Here is an 18,158-nt window from a genome sequence, read left to right on the forward strand (position 1 = left end):
CTATGGAAATGATTGAAAATAATAAAATAATTCTCTTTGACGGAGTTTGCAACCTTTGCAATAGTTCTGTCCAGTACGTTATTAAACACGATAAAAGCAATGCGTATAAGTTTGCAGCACTGCAAAGCGAAATTGGAAAGAATTTAGTTAAAGAACGCGGGATAGATACCTCCCAGATCGATTCCATTATTCTAATAGAGCCAGGTGTGGCCTATTACACCAAATCTACCGCAGCCCTTAAAATTGCCCAGTCTTTTGGAGGAGTCTGGCAGTTGACAAGCGTGTTCGAATGGATACCCGAAAAAATAAGAAACTGGGTGTATGACTATATTGCCAAGAACAGGTATAAATGGTATGGTAAAAAGGATGCCTGTATGATTCCCACTCCGGAACTAAAATCTAAGTTTTTATAACAGGAAAAGTACCTTCTTAGCCCATTTGGAAATTTTATTACTTAACGAGATAAATGTAAATTTGTAATTATCAATAAACTCAATTTAAATTATGGAATACCGTATAGAAAAGGATACCATGGGCGAGGTTAAAGTGCCGTCCAACAGATATTGGGGAGCTCAAACCGAACGCTCGAGAAATAATTTTAAAATTGGTCCGGCGGCATCAATGCCCTTGGATGTAGTTTATGGATTTGCCTATTTAAAAAAAGCGGCGGCCTACGCTAATTTTGAGTTGGGGGTACTTTCTGAGGAGAAAAGAGATCGAATTGCCCAAGTATGCGATGAAATTTTAGATGGTAAGCACGATGATCAATTTCCTTTGGTAATATGGCAAACCGGCTCGGGGACCCAAAGCAACATGAACGTTAACGAGGTTATCGCCAATAGGGCCCATGAATTGGCTGGGAAAAAGATAGGGGAAGGTGAAAAAACGATTCAACCCAATGATGATGTAAATAAATCGCAGTCTTCCAACGATACTTTTCCTACCGGAATGCATATCGCGGCCTATAAAAAGATTGTTGAAGTTACCATACCGGGAATTACGCAACTTAGGAATACGTTGGATAAAAAATCCAAGGAATTTGCCAAGGTGGTAAAAATAGGGCGAACGCATTTAATGGATGCCACTCCCCTAACCTTGGGCCAAGAAATTTCCGGTTATGTTTCCCAACTGGATCATGGACTAAAAGCTTTGGACAATACCTTGGATCATTTGAGTGAATTGGCGCTTGGAGGTACTGCCGTAGGAACCGGTTTAAATGCTCCCAAAGGTTATGATGTATTGGTTTCACAATATATAGCCAGATTTACCGGACTACCCTTTAAAACTGCTGACAACAAGTTTGAGGCCTTGGCATCCCATGATGCCATAGTAGAAACACATGGTGCCTTAAAGCAATTGGCGGTAAGTCTAAATAAAATAGCCAATGATATAAGAATGATGGCTTCCGGACCAAGATCAGGAATCGGTGAAATTATTATTCCCGCGAACGAACCAGGTAGTTCTATTATGCCCGGAAAAGTAAATCCAACACAATGTGAGGCGCTGACCATGGTTTGTGCCCAAGTGATGGGGAACGATGTAGCCATAACCGTAGGTGGAACCCAAGGGCATTATGAACTAAATGTTTTTAAACCTATGATGGCAGCGAACATATTGCAATCTGCCCAACTTATAGGGGATGCCTGTGTTAGTTTCGACGAGAATTGTGCCGTAGGTATAGAACCTAACCACGATGTAATTAAGCAACTTTTGAACAATTCCTTAATGTTGGTTACGGCCCTGAACACTAAAATAGGTTATTACAAGGCTGCGGAAATTGCCAATACTGCCCATAAAAATGGTACTACTTTAAAGGAAGAGGCTATTAATTTAGGATATGTAACCGCTGAAGAATATGATGAGTGGGTAAAACCTGAAGATATGGTAGGTACCTTGGATTAATACTTGAAGTCAATAATTAAAAAAGGCCAATCCCGAAAGATTGGCCTTTTTATTTAAATGGATAGTGTTCCTTATTTTAATTGAAACTTGGAAGTCCCCAATAATTTTAAATTGTTATCATAAACATTTACCATATAATTCCCTTTTTGAAATTCACTTGCTGGCTTGTTAATGAAATCACATACGTCCAAAGAGCGGTTCTCATAGTAGAATTCCGTTCCTTTACTGTAAGTTACAGAAGCGCCGGAATCACTTGTTTTAGAGAAACTTTCTCCCAATACATTTCCTTGTGGATCCAAAACCTCAATAAAGAATTGTCTGTCACCAGCTTGAGCAATTACGTTGTCTGCAACAGTGAAACAAACTTTTAATTTGTCGGTAGCCTTAGCTCTAGAAGTAGAAACCAATTTTCCGCTTGTTCTTTCCTTAACTGCATCTACAGAAAATTTGGATAAATTTAAAGCTGAACCTTTGGAAACAACATCTGCCAACTGAGTGTTCTGTACTACTAAGGAATCATTGAAAACTGTTTGTTTTTCCAATTCAACATAGGTACTGTCCCTTTGCATGGCCAAGAAAGTATTGGATCTGGTTAAAGAATCTACTTTTCTTATTAATTGCTCTCTTTCTTTGGTCAAGATACCTACTTGCTTTCTGTAACGATAAAGACTGGCAATATCGGCTTTCATGGTCTTAACGGAATCAATGTATTTTGCAATGTTATCCCTAGCAGAAACCAATTCTTCATTGGTAGCGTTGCTTTCCAAGATAGCTTTGTCATACTCTGATTTTAAACTGGTCAAATCTTCAACAACCAATTCTTTTTCTTTTGTAAGTAATGCAGTGTTCTTTTGTTTATCCTGATATAAACTTACTGTGTAAATGATTACCCCAAGTAAAATTACACCTAATAAACCTGCAATAACCTTCAATCCATTATTACTTTTTGTTTCAGTCATAATTGTAATTATTAATTATTTAATTTTTTTTTAACCTTAAAATTATTTGTTTGTAACACTCTATATACGATCAGGTTTGGATTTTAGATTTTTTTAGTTAAAAAAAATTAACATATCTTCCAAATAATACAAAATGCTTACCTTAACTTTATGGGTATATTGATTTAATACAGATGGATTTAAACATAATTCCCTTTGAATCCCAATATGCCAAGAGGTTTAAGGAGCTTAATGTAGCTTGGTTGGAGAAGTACTTTTATGTGGAACCAAAGGACACCTTTCTTTTGGAAAATTGTGAATCCAGCATTATTGATAAGGGTGGATATATTTATTTTGCAAAGTACAAGGACAAAATAGTTGGATGTTTTGCATTGATAGAATTGGGAACCGACGAATATGAATTGGGTAAAATGGCTGTAGACCCAAATTATCAGGGATTAAAAATTGGTCAAGCCCTTCTTCGTTTTGCTATTGATCTAGCGAAACAAAACACCTGGAAGAAATTAATTTTATACTCCAGCACCAAATTGGAAAACGCCCTTTATATTTATAGAAAGTATGGTTTTAAAGAAATTGAAATCGAAAAAAATCTCCCTTATGCCAGGAGCGACATTAAAATGGAATTATTAATAATTTAAAATACGCTAATTATGCGCCATTCAAAACACCTTATTATAACAGCTTTATTTATGGGTCTATTGACTATGGGATGTAAGGAGAAATCCAAGTCCAGTCAAGAAAAAGCGGAAGCAATAGGCCTAAAGACGGAAAATACGTTTTCTAGTATTGATATCACGCCAATAGAACACGCTACTGCGGTTTTGGATTGGGATGGTACCATAATATATGTAGATCCCGTTGGAGGCAAGGATGCCTTTGCCAGTGTCGAGGAGCCAGACCTTATATTGATTACCGACATTCATGGTGACCATTTTAGCTTGGAAACACTGCAGGCTTTAAATACCGGTAAGGCCAAAATAATTGTCCCACAAGCAGTAGCCGATAAGATTCCAGCCGAATTTACTCCACAACTGGATATTTTAAATAATGGGGAAGCTAAAGAACGTTATGGTATCAACATTGAAGCGATACCTATGTACAACCTACGTGAAGAAGCTAAGGATTTTCACACTAAAGGAAGAGGTAATGGGTATGTGCTCAGTAAAAATAATGAACGCATATATTTTTCCGGGGATACCGAGGATATTCCTGAAATGCGGGCCTTACAGAATATAGATAAGGCCTTTGTATGCATGAACCTTCCCTATACTATGACTGTAGAAAGTGCTGCGGATGCCGTACTGGAATTTAAACCTAAGCAGGTCTATCCCTATCATTATAGAGGAAAGCCCGATGTTGGGGATGTGGCCAAATTTAAGGCGTTGGTAAATGATAAGAATCCCAATATTGAGGTAGTACAATTGGATTGGTATCCCAAGGAAGATTATTAAGGGTCTTACAGTACCAGGGGTCTCTATTTGTTAAAAATAATACGCTGTTGTCACAATTTCTTGTGGCAACAGCGTATTATTAAATAGGTCAATTGAATTAGCGTACCAACTTTTTATATTTTAGTCGCTTAGGTATTAAATCTCCTCCCAGACGTTTCTTCTTATTTTCTTCGTATTCAGAGAACGATCCTTCAAAGAAATATACTTGGGAATCACCTTCAAACGATAGGATATGGGTACAAATCCTATCCAAGAACCACCTGTCGTGGGAAATGACCACGGCACAACCGGCAAAATTTTCCAAACCTTCCTCCAAGGCTCTTAGGGTGTTAACATCCAAATCGTTGGTAGGCTCATCCAATAGAAGTACGTTGCCCTCTTCTTTAAGGGTCATGGCCAAATGCAGTCGGTTACGCTCCCCACCGGAAAGCATTTCCACCTTTTTGTTCTGCTCACTTCCCGAAAAATTGAATCGACTTAAATAGGCCCTGGAATTTACCTGTCTACCGCCCATCATGATCAATTCCTGCTCATCGCTGAAATTCTGCCAAATGGTTTTATTGGGATCTATATTGGAATGACTCTGGTCCACGTAGGCAATTTTTGCCGTTTCCCCAACTACAAACTCCCCTTTGTCAGGTTTTTCCTCACCCATGATCATGCGGAAAATAGTGGTTTTACCAGCCCCGTTAGGACCAATAATACCTACAATGCCCGCCTGTGGTAATTTAAAATTAAGGTCCTCATAAAGCAATTTATCCCCGTAGGCCTTACTTACACCCTTGGCTTCTATTACATTGGTCCCCAATCGAGGTCCGTTAGGGATATAGATCTCCAGTTTTTCATCCAATTGTTTTTGGTCCTGGCTCATCAATTTGTCATAGTTCTGTAAACGCGCCTTTTGTTTTGTCTGTCTACCTTTGGCCCCTTGTCTTACCCAATCCAACTCCCTTTCCAGTATTTTCTGTCTTTTGGAGGCTGTTTTACTTTCTTGGGCCATACGCTTGGATTTTTGGTCCAGCCAGCTAGAGTAGTTTCCTTTCCAAGGAATGCCTTCCCCCCTATCCAATTCCAAGATCCATCCGGCTACATTATCCAAGAAATACCTATCGTGGGTAACTGCAATAACGGTTCCTTTGTACTCTGCCAAATGGTGCTCCAACCAATGTACAGACTCCGCATCCAAATGATTTGTAGGCTCATCCAGCAATAGAATTTCAGGTTCTTGCAACAACAATCGGCACAGCGCTACACGTCTTCTTTCACCTCCGGAAAGTATTCCGATTTTCTTATCGGAGTCCGGGGTACGCAAGGCATCCATGGCAACTTCCAATTTGTTGTCAAGTTCCCAAGCATTGGTAGCATCTATCTTATCCTGAAGTTCGGCCTGCTTATCCATGAGTTTTTGCATTTTATCAGCATCCTCATATACTTCGGGAAGTCCGAACATATCATTGATCTTATTGTATTCATCCAGGATGGCCACAGTATCTGCCACACCTTCCTTCACCACTTCCAAAACGGTTTTATTCTCGTCCAATAGAGGTTCCTGTTCCAAATAACCTACCTTATAACCTGGGGAAAAAACCACATCCCCCTGAAAGTTCTTGTCCACACCTGCAATTATTTTTAACAGGGTAGATTTACCAGAACCGTTAAGACCCAAAATTCCGATCTTAGCTCCGTAAAAGAAACTTAAATAAATATTCTTTAATACTGGGGTATTGGCAGTTTTGTACGTTTTAGTAACCCCAGACATCGAGAAAATTACTTTCTTATCGTCCGACATATTTTAAATGTATTATTAATTGTGATTATTCTAATTATAAGTGGCAGGCCGGTTACTAGTAGTATTTAGCTGTTAATTTTCCAATATGGTGCTAAGTTAGCCTTCAATTTTCAAATCGCTAAATCCGCAGTGGCCGTTTATACCCTGCCCTTTAGTGCATTAAATACCCATGCAATTGCAAAGAAACCTATACCAACCGAGGCAAACCCCCATCCGGCTACATCATCGTATCTAAAAGCACCCAACGCTATAAGCGAAAGACCTACAATTATCATTATAAAGGTTGCCCATGCAAGCACTGTATTCTTATTCATTCCCATTTTTTAACTGGTTTGGTTTGTAGAGCCTCAAATATCGTAAATTTTACAAGAATTTATGACCTTACAAAAAAACTTTATTAGTGAAACACTTATTTCAGAAGCCACAGGCGCATTGAAATACGATAGTCGAACGAATCCCGCTTGTTTAGCGGGGTTACTGGTTTAAAACCACTACCCTTGGATTGTCTCCTATTAGGAGTTCAGGTCTTGCCTAGGGGCTTAATACCCTTTATTCCTCAAATGGAAATGCAATTCCATTTTGTTTTCTAACGGTGTCCATTAAGGTTATTAAATCAAGACTGTTCCTATGACTCCAAAGACTGCTTTCCAACTTCCCTTGGTCGAGACAGGCATGAACTTCCTTTATTTCGTAAAAATACCCCCTACCGGTAGTTGGCATGCTGAACTCCTCCTTTTCTCCATTTATTTCAACCGTATATCCCTGTGCTTCATGCCATCTGGGTGGTATATATATAGTTCCCTTTTCTCCGGATATTTCCGCTTTCATTTCGGATCTACTCGTAAAACCTGAATATAAAATTGCCTGGGCGTTGGGGTATTTAAAGATCATTGAAGTCTGGACCTCGGCACCATTGTCATGAAAGTTAGAGGTGGATAAGATCTGGTCCGGTTTACCAAGAAGTAAATAAGAAAGGAAAATAGGGTAAATGCCAATATCCAATAATGAACCTCCAGCAAGTTTAGGATTTAGCACCCTTCCTTCAAAGTCCCTATCCAAGGCGTAAAAGGCAAAATCTGCATGTAGATATGCTAATGGACCAATATCTCCAGAGTCTACCATTTGTTTAACCTTCCTAATGGAAGGATTAAATCTACTCCATAGGGCTTCCATTAAAAAAACCTTGTTTTCTTGGGCTGCCGCAATCATTTTTTCGACCTCTGCCCTATTTATGCCCATTGGCTTTTCACATAGCACATGTTTGCCATGTTCCATGGCCATTATGGAAAGCTCGCAATGCGAAGTATGCGGCGTAGCAATGTAGACCACATCAACTTCCTTGCACTCCAACAGTTCCTTATAGCTTCCAAAGGCATTAGGAATATTATATTCCTCCGTAAACCCCTTGGCCTTTTCCAAATTTCTTGAAGCCGCTGCGTAAATTTGAGCTTCCTTGACCAGGGCAAGGTCCTTAACAAAATTACGGGCAATATTACCCAATCCAATAATTCCCCATCTTACGTTTTCACTCATTTAGAATATAATTTAGTTAAAGTTAATAAATATAACTCCTTATCTTTATTGCGCAAAAGAAAGGCGTCTCAACATGGATATCAACTTCAACAAGAACGAAGACCACAATAAATTACTATTATCAGCATTAAAACATAAACTGGCCAAGGTAAAACTTGGAGGTGGGAAAAGCAGATTGGAAAAACAACATGTCCAAGGTAAATTAAGTGCCAGGGAGCGTATTGAGTATCTTTTGGACCAGGGTAGGGAGTCGATTGAAATTGGGGCCTTTGTAGGTGATGGTATGTACGAGGCTCATGGTGGATGTCCCTCCGGAGGCGTTGTAGTAAAAATTGGCTATGTACAGGGCAAACAATGTATTGTGGTGGCCAATGATGCCACAGTAAAAGCAGGAGCTTGGTTTCCTATCACCGCAAAAAAGAACCTAAGGGCCCAAGAAATTTCCATTGAAAATCGCTTGCCCATTATTTACCTGGTCGATAGCGCCGGGGTATACCTTCCCATGCAGGACGAAATATTTCCGGACAAGGAACACTTTGGTAGAATTTTTAGAAATAATGCTGTAATGAGCAGTATGGGAATTACTCAAATTTCAGCTGTCATGGGTAGTTGTGTTGCAGGTGGAGCCTATCTTCCCATTATGAGCGATGAGGCATTGATAGTGGATAAAACGGGGAGTATTTTTTTGGCCGGAAGCTATTTGGTAAAAGCAGCTATCGGGGAAGTTATAGACAATGAAACCTTGGGGGGAGCCACAACCCACTGTGAAATTAGTGGAGTAACGGATTACAAGGCGAAGGACGACAAAGATGCTTTGGATACCATAAAGAACATTATGGGCAAAATTGGGGATTATGACAAGGCGGGATATAACAGGATCCCAGCGGTAAAACCCAAGGAAAAGGAAGATGATATTTATGGCATCATTCCAAAATCCAGGGCCGAACAATACGATATGCTGGAAATTATTAATCGTCTGGTAGATAATTCAGATTTTGAACAATACAAGGAAGGTTACGGAAAAACTATACTTACGGGATATGCCCGCATAGATGGATGGGCTGTGGGTATCGTTGCCAATCAGCGTAAAGTTGTAAAGACCAAAAATGGGGAAATGCAATTTGGAGGGGTCATCTATTCCGATTCTGCGGATAAGGCCACGCGTTTTATAGCCAACTGCAACCAAAAGAAAATTCCCCTGGTTTTTTTACAAGATGTTACCGGATTTATGGTGGGTAGTAAAAGTGAGCACGGGGGAATTATAAAGGATGGGGCAAAAATGGTGAACGCGGTCAGTAATTCTGTTGTTCCTAAATTTACCATTATTATAGGCAATAGTTACGGAGCAGGAAATTACGCCATGTGCGGAAAGGCTTACGATCCTAGATTGATTGTGGCTTGGCCAAGCGCCGAGTTGGCGGTAATGAGCGGTAATTCGGCGGCCAAAGTGTTACTTCAGATAGAAACAGCTTCGCTAAAGAAGAAGGGCGAGAAAATAACGGAGGCCCAAGAAAACGAACTTTTTAATAGAATAAAAGAGCGATATGACAACCAAATATCGCCCTATTACGCGGCATCACGCTTATGGACAGATGGCGTAATAGATCCTTTGGATACTCGTAAATGGATTTCGATGGGCATTGAGGCAGCCAACCATGCCCCTATTGAAAAGCCATTTAATATGGGGGTGGTACAGGTTTAGGATTTGATGATGTGGAAATGTACCAATAAGCAAATGTACTAATGTAACAATATGTTTATTTGGGGATTTGAAGATTTGGAAATGAAAAAATTTGGAAATGTAACAATGTGTAGAAGTAACAATAGGCGGATTTGCACTCCTGCGAAGGAACGAGGTTTATTCAATAAATAATTTCGAATCCGTATTTATTCTACATAAATAAGAATCTTCCTTAATCCCAGCGAGTTTGAAAACCTTGGTAGCCTTCCTTTGCTCCAAAGTACCGTAATCAAAAAATGTAGTTACTTTCAGGTAAGTTGGGTCTTGGGAACCATTTCCGAAGTAAGAAACATTGACCACCCATTCCCCTTTTAGGTCGTCGTCCAAAAAGAATTGTTTACTGGAGTATCCTTTTAAAATTGCTGCGGACAATTCGGCTTCTTTGGTTTCAACAGTATATTCCCAACTGTCGTAATACTTTTCTGGATCTACAAATTGTAATTCAAATTCGGCTGCACTGTTATTCCATTCAAATAATACCCTACTCTCAGGATTTGAAGTACTTTCTTCCATGGACCCACTTTCCAAAAAAAACTTCCCTGCGTTGAGTTTAATAATATTCATCCGTTCCGTAGTAATAAGCGCGTCCGTACCGTATTTGTCAAATGGAACAGAATCTAGATCGTTGACGGCCAGCTCATAACGGGAATAAATATGAATCGCCTTTTGGTAATTCCCTATTTCATCATAAGCATTGGCTAAATCCCTGTGCGACTGGGCATCCCTTGGTTTCAATTTCAGAATCGCCAAGTATTGCTGTAAGGCATTCTCCGAAAATCCAAGTTTTTCATACCTATAGGCCAATGCTTTTAGCGCTATGGCGTCATGGGCGAATTGGTGGGACATGGTATCCAGAAGTGCTTGGGATTTTTTGTTGTCTCCCCAGGTGTCCTTAAAATATTGGGAAAGGTCAAGTAAATAATAGGGAGAGTCGGTAAACCTTGTTTTTTGATTTTCAAATATTTGATTAGCCCTTTCTTCCGTATCGGCCAAAGAATATTCTTTAATATAGTCAGGAATTTCTGGAACATATGCCGGCTTTATAGCTAACTGATCATAAATACTATCCCTCAACCCTGAATTGTTGTAGATTCTCTTTACCCCTAGTTCATCTATGCGGGTCTGCTCCTTGGTATTTATAATAATGACTCCGCCAGCACCTCTAGAACCATATCTGGCAAATGCACCGTTACGGGTAAGTACCGCAACACGTTCAACGTCTTGAACTGAAATAAATGTCGGTGCCTGTTCATATACAAAGCCGTCAACATCATAAATTACAGGGACTTTTGTACTGGCATATTGTGGCAGATAAACAAGTGGATCCAAGGGGTTGGTTACCCTATCAATTAGCATGTTGGGAACCCATACAAGTAGCGCATCCAAAAAATCTGTCCCTGCTGGCATTAGATTTTTGCCATCAATGACCCGTATTGAATATGAAGTGCGGTCCTTGTCCATAATTCCCCACGAGGACTTAATTAGGTTAGTGTTGGTGGGGTAATCTGCCAGAAGTTCTTTTTGGCTTTTACGTTTTCTTTTTTTTACCACAACTTCATCCAATTCATCTACATTCTCAGATAGTTTTATATCCAATACGTTGTTCACGCCATCAACAGCTACTTCAATGGTTTGCATTCCCAAATAGGTAAAAGCCAATAAATTTCCAGGATACACTTCGATATTATATTTTCCTTTGGCATCCGTTTTTGTACCAACCGTAGTACCTTTGATGACCACATTGGCATTGGGCAAAGCTTGGCCCAAATGTGTGACCTTGCCTCTAATGGTAATCTTAGTTTCCTGAGAGGTCCCAAAAAAGAAAACACAGAGAAAAGTAATACTGATAACAATCCGGACCATTCGGTAAACTTTAGAATTTGAAAGGAATATTCAATTCTTCAATTTAAGTAATTATTTTAATATAAACCCCTGAGCCTCTATATCTTATATTTTGACAATGTTTTGGTTCTATCTACCTTTCCGCTCCCTGTCTCTACAAATTGGGGTACGACTAATATTTCTTTGGGAATTTCAAATTTGGAAATTGATTTAAGGGATTTGATATCCATATGTAATTGCTCCCTATCAATATTTCCTTCTACCACCAATATCAATTTTTGGCCCAAGATAGCATCAGGGATGCCCGCCACAAAAAATCTAGATTCGATCAATACAGATAACTTGGTTTCCAGTTGTTCGGGAATTAATTTTACTCCCCCGGAATTAATTATGTTGTCATACCTTCCCAACCACTGGAATTCAGCGGGTGATATAAGTTTTACCAAATCATTGGTTACTATAACTGTGTCCGAAACTTTTGGTGCTTCGATCACTAGGCAACCCCTAGGGTCTATGGAAAGAACAACATCCGGAAGGGTCTTAAAATTATAGTCCTCAGGGCCTTTCGCAAGCTCCTTTACGGCAATATGGGTTATGGTCTCGGTCATTCCATAGGTTTCGAAAATCCGCGTATCTACCTTGTTAAGATCTGATTTTAATTCAGGGGAAATGGGTGCTCCCCCAATAATTAAAGTGCCAATTTGGTTTAAATGTGATATGGACCCCTGTACCTGCAAAGGCACCATGGCAACAAAGTCGTAATGCTTGGTAGTGAATTGTAAAGGATGGGAAGAGGGCTCCACCATGTCTATTTCCCAACCCAGTACCATGGCTCGGACCAACATCATTTTCCCGGCTATATGGTCGGCGGACAGACATTGAAGGGCTTTAGTTCCAGGTCCCATTTTATAGAATGCCCCTGTGGCCAAGGCAGAATTAACCATATGTTCCTTCTTCAGGGCAATTGCTTTAGGGACACCAGTAGATCCAGAGGTATGGACTATAAGAGAATCTGAATCATCCAGCCAATCCAAAAGAAAATTTCCTATACCCTTCTCGTACTCTTGACCTTCCTTAACAAGACTGTAGGCCAACTCTTTTAAAACTCCAAAATCGTAATGGATTCCGTTGTATTTAAATTTAGGATGGATATTTTTAAAGGTTGGAATCACTTTCTTTATTTAGTTGTACAGTTTCTAGACTTTGCACATCACCTGTAAGTTGTTCTTTCCAATTGGTCCAGCCGTATTTTTTGGAGAATACATACAAGAGTATGGGGTAGATTACCAAAACGGGCAAAAATACATCCCAGCCCAATTCCGGTTCCGATATATCCCTATAGAGCGATTCGGTCTGGAAGGCAGTCCAATCTGCGGTCACCAAAAGGGCGGTCAATAAATTATTGGCAGCATGAAAACCAATGGCCAATTCCAATCCCTCATCCATTAGGGTCAAAATCCCTAGGAAAAATCCGGTACCTATATAATAAACCATTATTCCGTAGCCCAATTTTTCAACCTCAGGATTAAAAAGGTGCAACCACCCAAAAATCATGGAGGTGATCACCAAAGGAACCCATCTTTTGCCGGACATCAATCCAATACCCTGCATAAGGTATCCCCGCATAAAATACTCCTCAAAACTGGTTTGGAGCGGGATTAAGAATACGGAAATAAGGCATAATATGACAAAAGGTATTAGTTCAAAATTAAAAACATAGTCCTCTGGGGATAGATATATATCCAAACCTGTAATCAAAATGGTTATAAAACCCCAAAGTCCAAAAGCAAAAAACACTCGTTTCCAATCTATTTTGTTTCTGTTTGTGGTAAGGGAAACTATGGTTTGCCGATGAACATATTTAGCGGTAAGAAATGTTGCCAAAAGGCCAAATACAAAAGAAATAAGCATTAAGAATAAAAATAAATTGCTTCCCACCATTTGGGACATTCCGGTAACATCCGTAGGAAAAGTCTCCCCACCAATAGACTTAACAATTATGACCCCTAGTAGTGGAATGGACCCCAAAAGTTGCCAGCCAATAAATATGATCAAAATTCCTATAAGGTATCGCCAAGATTCATGATTTCCTTTATATCCCTGTTCTATATACATATATTCTCTATTAAATTATTTTCCCAACTCCCAGTTTTTTCATAGGATATTGTTCCATTTTTCACTTTTAACGGGCACTCAAAATTATTGGTGTATAGACCACCGGTACCCAATCCCTGAGGTAAAGGGTTATTTAATGTATAAGTCCATTGGGCTATGGCATTGAGGCCAATATTGCTTTCCAGCGCACTGGTAACCCACCATTTTATATTTAACTTCTCCGCAACTTTTATCCATTCCATACTTCCTCTAAACCCACCTACCAAACTTGGTTTTAGGATTATATACTGCGGCCTTATGGTTTGTAGAAGTTTCTCCTTTTCCGTTACATCCTTAATACCGATTAGTTCCTCGTCCAAGGCTATGGGGATTGGAGAATTAAAGCATAATTCCTTCATTTCATTGGCGTTGCCCGCCTTGATTGGTTGTTCTATGGAGTGTAGTTCATAAAGGGAAAGGCGCTCCAGTTTGCGCATGGCCTCCGAAGGGATAAATGCACCATTGGCATCAACTCTTAATTCGATTTTATTTTCACTGTATTTATTTCGAATGGATTTTAATAACGCTATTTCCTTCTCAAAATCGATGGCTCCAATTTTTAATTTTATGCATTTGAAACCTTCCACCAGCTTTTGCTGGATCTGTTGGTGCATGAAGTGTTCATCTCCCATCCAAATCAGGCCATTGATTGCTATAGGGCTATTGTTTTGCGTGAATTCTGAAGGATAAAGCAAAAAGGGATCCTTGGAATTTAGGGATAAAAAGGCTTGTTCCACCCCGAACTGGATACTTGGATAATGCATCAAAGCTTCCCACAGTTGCTCTTTGCCCAAATGGATATTGTCACAGGTCCATTTTAGCCTGTCCTCATAATCGGGAACATCATCAACACTTAACCCCCTTAATATACCGCATTCCCCAATTCCATATTTATTATCCTGTTCTAAAATAATAAAGAAGGTTTCTTTATGGGTCATAATACCCCTGGAAGTACCACTGGGACGTTTAAATTCTAAAATGTATTTTTTGTAGGTCGCTTTCATGAAATATAAAATCAAATTTAACTATCTTTTTTTCCAATTATGAAAAAAATGAAAACAAAAGTAGATAAGGTAGTTTGGATAACGGGGGCTTCATCAGGTATAGGCGAGGCACTGACCTATGCACTTAATCGCAAAGGCTATAAACTAATTATATCTTCCAGGAAATTAATAGATCTAAAACAAGTAAAGGCCCGTTGCCCAAATAGCGATCTTATCTCCCTACTCCCATTAGATTTGATGGATAGGGATAAAATGTCTGAAAAAGTTACGGAAGCTTTGTCTTTTTATGGATCAATAGACCTTTTGATTAATAATGCAGGCATAAGCCAACGCTCCTTGATTATGGAAACCGATTTGCAAGTTTATCAGAAATTAATGGACGTAAATTACATGGGTACCATTGCACTTACCAAAGCAATCCTTCCTTATTTTGTGTCCCAAAAAAATGGTCATTTTGTTACCGTAACCAGCCTAATGGGAAAATTTGGCTCGCCTTATCGCTCTGGATATTGCGGGGCCAAGCACGCTCTCCATGGTTTTTTTGATGTTTTGCGCATGGAACATGAAAAGGAGAACATAAAGGTAACTATGGTATGTCCAGGTTTTGTAAATACCAATGTAGCCATAAATGCCCTAACAGCAGATGGGACTCCCCAAGTTGACAATGATATGGCTACTAAAAATGGGCTATCTCCCTATGTTTTTGCCAAAAAAATGGTCAATGCCATAGAAAAAGAGAAATTCGAAGTTTACATTGGCCGGAAAGAAGTAATGGGTATCTATATGAAAAGATTCTTCCCTAAACTGCTCCACAGGCTAGTACTTCGAAGTAAAGTGAGATAGCTAAACCGTTAAAGATCCCCCTATTTCCAAAAGAATAAGCTCCTTGCCATGCTTGGAAAATTTTTGAATGGATTCCTTATGATCAATTATAATATACCCGAAAGTATCGTAATGATAACCCAATATCCTTGGGCATTCCACAAAATCGGATGCCAAAAGGGCATCATCGACCCCCATCGTAAAATTATCGCCAATAGGCAAGACAGCAAGATCCAACTGAAATGACATAGGAATTAGTTTCATATCCATTGTCAAGGCCGTATCACCTGCTATATAAATGTGCTTTCCTTCGGATGATAGAATAAATCCCCCTGGTTGACCACCATAAGTCCCATCGGCAAAGGAAGAGGTGTGAATGGCATTTACATATTTCAGGGTGCCAAAATCGAACTTCCAGTTCCCACCGTGATTCATAGGGTGAGCCTTTAGTCCTTTGTTTTCAAAGTAAGTGGCAATCTCATAATTACTTACCACTGTGGCATTGCTCATTTTTCCAATTTCCTCAACATCCAAGGTATGGTCTTGATGGGCGTGGGTAACCAAGATATAATCGGGTTTTAAATCTTCAATGTCGATTTTACCTTTGACTTTATCATTTCCTGAAATAAATGGATCTACCAGTAACCTTTTTCCACCTGTTATAATGAGTAAAGAGGAATGGCCTAGAAAAGTAATTTGCATAAGTTGAACTGTTTTTATTCAAATTTATTTAAAATTGAACCAAAAACGAACTCCTTCAGATGTTTTATCGATATTTAAAGTAGATTGAAGCTGATTTACCAAACGATTCATTAACCTTATCCCCATGGAGGAATTGGCCCTATCATCAGTATCTTCTGGCAGTCCTACACCATTATCCGTGTACTCAAAATAGCCCTGTCCCCCATTTTTTCTTAAATGGATATAAATTTTTCCATTTTCGTCATCGTCCGGGAAGGCATATTTAAATGAATTGGATACCAATTCATTTAAAATAAGTCCAAAGGGAATTGCCCTATCAATATCCAACTCAACGCCTTCGGCATCAATGGTAATATTTATATTATGGCCACCTTTTTTGTAAACCGATTGTACACTGTTAATAAGACTTTCTATATAACCCTGCATTTCTATTACGGAGAGATCATCGTTCTGATATAGTTTCTGATGGATAAGCGCCATCGCCTTTACCCTGCTCTTGCCCTCTTCCAACGCCTCAATAGCAGCTTTACTACGGGTATTTTTTGTTTGTAGGCTAAGTAGGCTGGATACCATCTGCAGGTTATTTTTTACCCTATGGTGAATTTCTTTTAAAAGCGAATCCTTTTCTACCAGCGAAGCCTCTATTATGCGCTTTTGATCTGCAATGAGTCTCTGGTTCTTAATACTTTTCAAATAGGCAAACACTAAACCGGCAAATCCCAAAAGTGTAAATATCAATGAAATAAAAACAATGTTTATTCTTTCCTCTTTGGCCTGTAGATCGCTTCGGGATTGCTCTAGGTCCTTTTTCTGCTGCTCCATCATTTTTTTGGAGTACTCTATCTCTTGTCCGGCCACCGCCGCCAATTGTTGCTTTTTCATGGAGGATTCATTTCTATTTAAAGAATCCCTGATGCGTACATTTCTTTTTAAATAGTCGACCGAATTTTTATAATCGCCTATGCGGTCATAATAGGCCGCTAATAATCTATTTCTTCTAAGGATATTTTCTATTTTAACAGGATCTTGCCCATCCAAAAGATATTCCTTGGCCTTCTCATAGTCTTCTTTCTGTAAATAGCAATCCGCCAACTCCAAGGTGTTTTCTACCTTGTCCGACGAGAACTTACCCTTATTGTACTCATTGATCAGGTTAATGGAGTTTTCCAAATAAGGAATGGCAATATCATATTCCTTGAGTAGGGCATGGCATTTACCAATATTTCCTTCTATAATGGCTTTCAATAAATTGCCTTTGCTAATTTCTTGTTCTGTTTTCTCCCTACTAATATCATTGAGGTATACATCAATAAATCCTTTTGCCTTCTTGTAATAGGTTAAAGCTGTTGGAATGGACATATCCAAAAGAAGGTAGTTTCCAACGTTGCTCTGATATTGGGCCTGGCCAAAATAATCATCCTCCCTTATGGTTTTTAGCTTGTCCTTGATATAGTCGTCCATTGCCTTTCTATGAAGTCCAAGGTTGGAATAGATATCATAGAAAATAACCTTATCCGTAAGGCCTAAATTCTTTTTCTCATTTCTTATTTCAAATTGCCGATCGTATAACCCCAATTTAGCATAGTTGTTGTCTATGAGATCTAAAAGAATTTTTTTGGATGGTAAATCCAAATTTTCAATTTTCTTGTACAATTGGTTTGCAATGGCCACACTTTTACTAAAGTCGCCAATATCATAATAGAGCTGGGATTGCATAAGCTCATATTTAGTGATGCTTATTGAATCCTTTACTTTTTGGGCATTGTTGTGATATACATTTACCGCGGCTTGCCAGTCATAGGCCGAATCCTCAAGATAGCGATTGGGGACCCCAAAGAAATAGTCGAACCTTTCCTGTACTCCTTTCTTATTTTGGAACTCTTGAAAATAATCCGGTTTGGTTGAAGAGTCTTGGGCATGAGAATACCAAAAACACAATGAACAAATCATTAATGAAACAAATATTTTATTAAAAGACTTCACCATTGTTCAATTGTTGTCTAAAAATTTTAATTACTTCTTGGTCTTTTTAATAATTATATAAGCCTTCGGCATATTGGGACACAATACTACAAACGCCAAAGCAGGGTTATTGTTGTACCCCTCATATCCCTAATTACCATCATCATTACTTGCCAGATAATAACACAAAACAAATTAAGTGATTTGTGGGCAAGTTAACCATTATTTCATCCTTCAACTTTTTATGCCGATAGGAAGATTCAAAAATAAAAAAGGCGATACAAATTAATTGCACAG

Annotated in this window: 16 protein-coding genes; 6 read left to right on the top strand and 10 right to left on the bottom strand. The window is 39.0% G+C overall.

The genetic code is table 11. The annotated features are described in order from the left end of the window. The first annotated feature begins 2 nt into the window (after positions 1-2). Positions 3-413, top strand: a complete 411-nt coding sequence (locus KO529_RS21470) for a thiol-disulfide oxidoreductase DCC family protein (RefSeq protein WP_215949906.1) — start codon at positions 3-5, stop codon at positions 411-413. Positions 414-504: 91 nt separating this feature from the next. Then, on the top strand, positions 505-1,902 hold the full coding sequence (gene fumC / locus KO529_RS21475; RefSeq protein ID WP_215949907.1) for a class II fumarate hydratase: 1,398 nt from the start codon (positions 505-507) through the stop codon (positions 1,900-1,902). A gap of 71 nt (positions 1,903-1,973) precedes the next feature. Here fumC and KO529_RS21480 read toward each other — a convergent pair whose 3' ends face one another. Further along, positions 1,974-2,861, bottom strand: a complete 888-nt coding sequence (locus KO529_RS21480; RefSeq protein WP_215949908.1) for a hypothetical protein — start codon at positions 2,859-2,861, stop codon at positions 1,974-1,976. Positions 2,862-3,034: 173 nt separating this feature from the next. Between KO529_RS21480 and KO529_RS21485 the strand changes: the two genes are divergently transcribed. Together KO529_RS21485 and KO529_RS21490 are read left to right on the top strand one after the other, a co-directional pair. Beyond that, positions 3,035-3,499: a GNAT family N-acetyltransferase gene (locus KO529_RS21485; protein WP_215949909.1), complete on the top strand. Its 465-nt coding sequence runs from the start codon at positions 3,035-3,037 to the stop codon at positions 3,497-3,499. Between the two features lie 12 nt (positions 3,500-3,511). Further along, the gene (locus KO529_RS21490) at positions 3,512-4,312 is read left to right on the top strand and encodes an MBL fold metallo-hydrolase (RefSeq protein WP_215949910.1); all 801 of its coding nucleotides are present in this window, start codon (positions 3,512-3,514) and stop codon (positions 4,310-4,312) included. A 97-nt stretch (positions 4,313-4,409) separates the two neighbouring features. On the opposite strand, the gene ettA is transcribed toward KO529_RS21490, so the two are convergent. The 3 genes from ettA to KO529_RS21505 all read right to left on the bottom strand — a co-directional run bounded on the left by ettA (position 4,410) and on the right by KO529_RS21505 (position 7,634). Then, a complete protein-coding gene (gene ettA, locus KO529_RS21495; RefSeq protein WP_215949911.1) occupies positions 4,410-6,101 on the bottom strand; it encodes an energy-dependent translational throttle protein EttA in 1,692 nt (563 codons plus the stop codon). Positions 6,102-6,238: 137 nt separating this feature from the next. After that, positions 6,239-6,421, bottom strand: a complete 183-nt coding sequence (locus tag KO529_RS21500; RefSeq protein ID WP_031443882.1) for a CAL67264 family membrane protein — start codon at positions 6,419-6,421, stop codon at positions 6,239-6,241. A 229-nt stretch (positions 6,422-6,650) separates the two neighbouring features. Then, the gene (locus KO529_RS21505) at positions 6,651-7,634 is read right to left on the bottom strand and encodes a Gfo/Idh/MocA family protein (protein ID WP_215949912.1); all 984 of its coding nucleotides are present in this window, start codon (positions 7,632-7,634) and stop codon (positions 6,651-6,653) included. Positions 7,635-7,707: 73 nt separating this feature from the next. On the opposite strand from KO529_RS21505, the gene KO529_RS21510 reads away from it, so the two are divergent. Next, a complete protein-coding gene (locus tag KO529_RS21510) occupies positions 7,708-9,336 on the top strand; it encodes an acyl-CoA carboxylase subunit beta (RefSeq protein WP_215949913.1) in 1,629 nt (542 codons plus the stop codon). A gap of 156 nt (positions 9,337-9,492) precedes the next feature. Here KO529_RS21510 and KO529_RS21515 read toward each other — a convergent pair whose 3' ends face one another. The 4 genes from KO529_RS21515 to KO529_RS21530 all read right to left on the bottom strand — a co-directional run bounded on the left by KO529_RS21515 (position 9,493) and on the right by KO529_RS21530 (position 14,375). Continuing rightward, a complete protein-coding gene (locus KO529_RS21515; protein WP_215949914.1) occupies positions 9,493-11,238 on the bottom strand; it encodes a carboxypeptidase-like regulatory domain-containing protein in 1,746 nt (581 codons plus the stop codon). A gap of 77 nt (positions 11,239-11,315) precedes the next feature. Next, entirely contained in the window at positions 11,316-12,389 is a 1,074-nt protein-coding gene (locus tag KO529_RS21520; protein WP_215949915.1) for an AMP-binding protein, read from the bottom strand. Continuing rightward, entirely contained in the window at positions 12,373-13,332 is a 960-nt protein-coding gene (locus KO529_RS21525) for a CPBP family intramembrane glutamic endopeptidase (protein WP_215949916.1), read from the bottom strand. The genes KO529_RS21520 and KO529_RS21525 overlap by 17 nt, the downstream gene beginning before the upstream one ends. Continuing rightward, positions 13,323-14,375 (bottom strand): o-succinylbenzoate synthase, encoded by a 1,053-nt coding sequence (locus tag KO529_RS21530; protein WP_215949917.1) that lies wholly within the window; start codon positions 14,373-14,375, stop codon positions 13,323-13,325. The genes KO529_RS21525 and KO529_RS21530 overlap by 10 nt, the downstream gene beginning before the upstream one ends. Positions 14,376-14,423: 48 nt before the next feature. On the opposite strand from KO529_RS21530, the gene KO529_RS21535 reads away from it, so the two are divergent. Continuing rightward, entirely contained in the window at positions 14,424-15,218 is a 795-nt protein-coding gene (locus KO529_RS21535; RefSeq protein WP_215949918.1) for an SDR family oxidoreductase, read from the top strand. Here the strand turns inward: KO529_RS21535 and KO529_RS21540 are convergent, their stop codons facing one another. Beyond that, on the bottom strand, positions 15,219-15,899 hold the full coding sequence (locus KO529_RS21540; RefSeq protein WP_215949919.1) for a metal-dependent hydrolase: 681 nt from the start codon (positions 15,897-15,899) through the stop codon (positions 15,219-15,221). Positions 15,900-15,923: 24 nt separating this feature from the next. After that, a complete protein-coding gene (locus KO529_RS21545) occupies positions 15,924-17,849 on the bottom strand; it encodes a sensor histidine kinase (protein ID WP_252734509.1) in 1,926 nt (641 codons plus the stop codon). Between the last annotated feature and the right edge of the window lie 309 nt (positions 17,850-18,158).

Source organism: Arenibacter algicola, from assembly GCF_018860365.1.
GTDB lineage: Bacteria > Bacteroidota > Bacteroidia > Flavobacteriales > Flavobacteriaceae > Arenibacter > Arenibacter algicola_B.

What these genes read in the sequence shown, in the direction of transcription:
- KO529_RS21525 (WP_215949916.1), bottom strand. Translation starts at nt 13,332, where the DNA reads ATGTATATAGAACAGGGATATAAAGGAAATCATGAATCTTGGCGATAC.
- KO529_RS21500 (WP_031443882.1), bottom strand. Translation starts at nt 6,421, where the DNA reads ATGGGAATGAATAAGAATACAGTGCTTGCATGGGCAACCTTTATAATG.
- KO529_RS21510 (WP_215949913.1), top strand. Translation starts at nt 7,708, where the DNA reads ATGGATATCAACTTCAACAAGAACGAAGACCACAATAAATTACTATTA.
- KO529_RS21505 (WP_215949912.1), bottom strand. Translation starts at nt 7,634, where the DNA reads ATGAGTGAAAACGTAAGATGGGGAATTATTGGATTGGGTAATATTGCC.
- KO529_RS21485 (WP_215949909.1), top strand. Translation starts at nt 3,035, where the DNA reads ATGGATTTAAACATAATTCCCTTTGAATCCCAATATGCCAAGAGGTTT.
- KO529_RS21470 (WP_215949906.1), top strand. Translation starts at nt 3, where the DNA reads ATGGAAATGATTGAAAATAATAAAATAATTCTCTTTGACGGAGTTTGC.
- KO529_RS21515 (WP_215949914.1), bottom strand. Translation starts at nt 11,238, where the DNA reads ATGGTCCGGATTGTTATCAGTATTACTTTTCTCTGTGTTTTCTTTTTT.
- KO529_RS21535 (WP_215949918.1), top strand. Translation starts at nt 14,424, where the DNA reads ATGAAAACAAAAGTAGATAAGGTAGTTTGGATAACGGGGGCTTCATCA.
- ettA (WP_215949911.1), bottom strand. Translation starts at nt 6,101, where the DNA reads ATGTCGGACGATAAGAAAGTAATTTTCTCGATGTCTGGGGTTACTAAA.
- KO529_RS21490 (WP_215949910.1), top strand. Translation starts at nt 3,512, where the DNA reads ATGCGCCATTCAAAACACCTTATTATAACAGCTTTATTTATGGGTCTA.
- KO529_RS21480 (WP_215949908.1), bottom strand. Translation starts at nt 2,861, where the DNA reads ATGACTGAAACAAAAAGTAATAATGGATTGAAGGTTATTGCAGGTTTA.
- fumC (WP_215949907.1), top strand. Translation starts at nt 505, where the DNA reads ATGGAATACCGTATAGAAAAGGATACCATGGGCGAGGTTAAAGTGCCG.
- KO529_RS21530 (WP_215949917.1), bottom strand. Translation starts at nt 14,375, where the DNA reads ATGAAAGCGACCTACAAAAAATACATTTTAGAATTTAAACGTCCCAGT.
- KO529_RS21540 (WP_215949919.1), bottom strand. Translation starts at nt 15,899, where the DNA reads ATGCAAATTACTTTTCTAGGCCATTCCTCTTTACTCATTATAACAGGT.
- KO529_RS21545 (WP_252734509.1), bottom strand. Translation starts at nt 17,849, where the DNA reads ATGATTTGTTCATTGTGTTTTTGGTATTCTCATGCCCAAGACTCTTCA.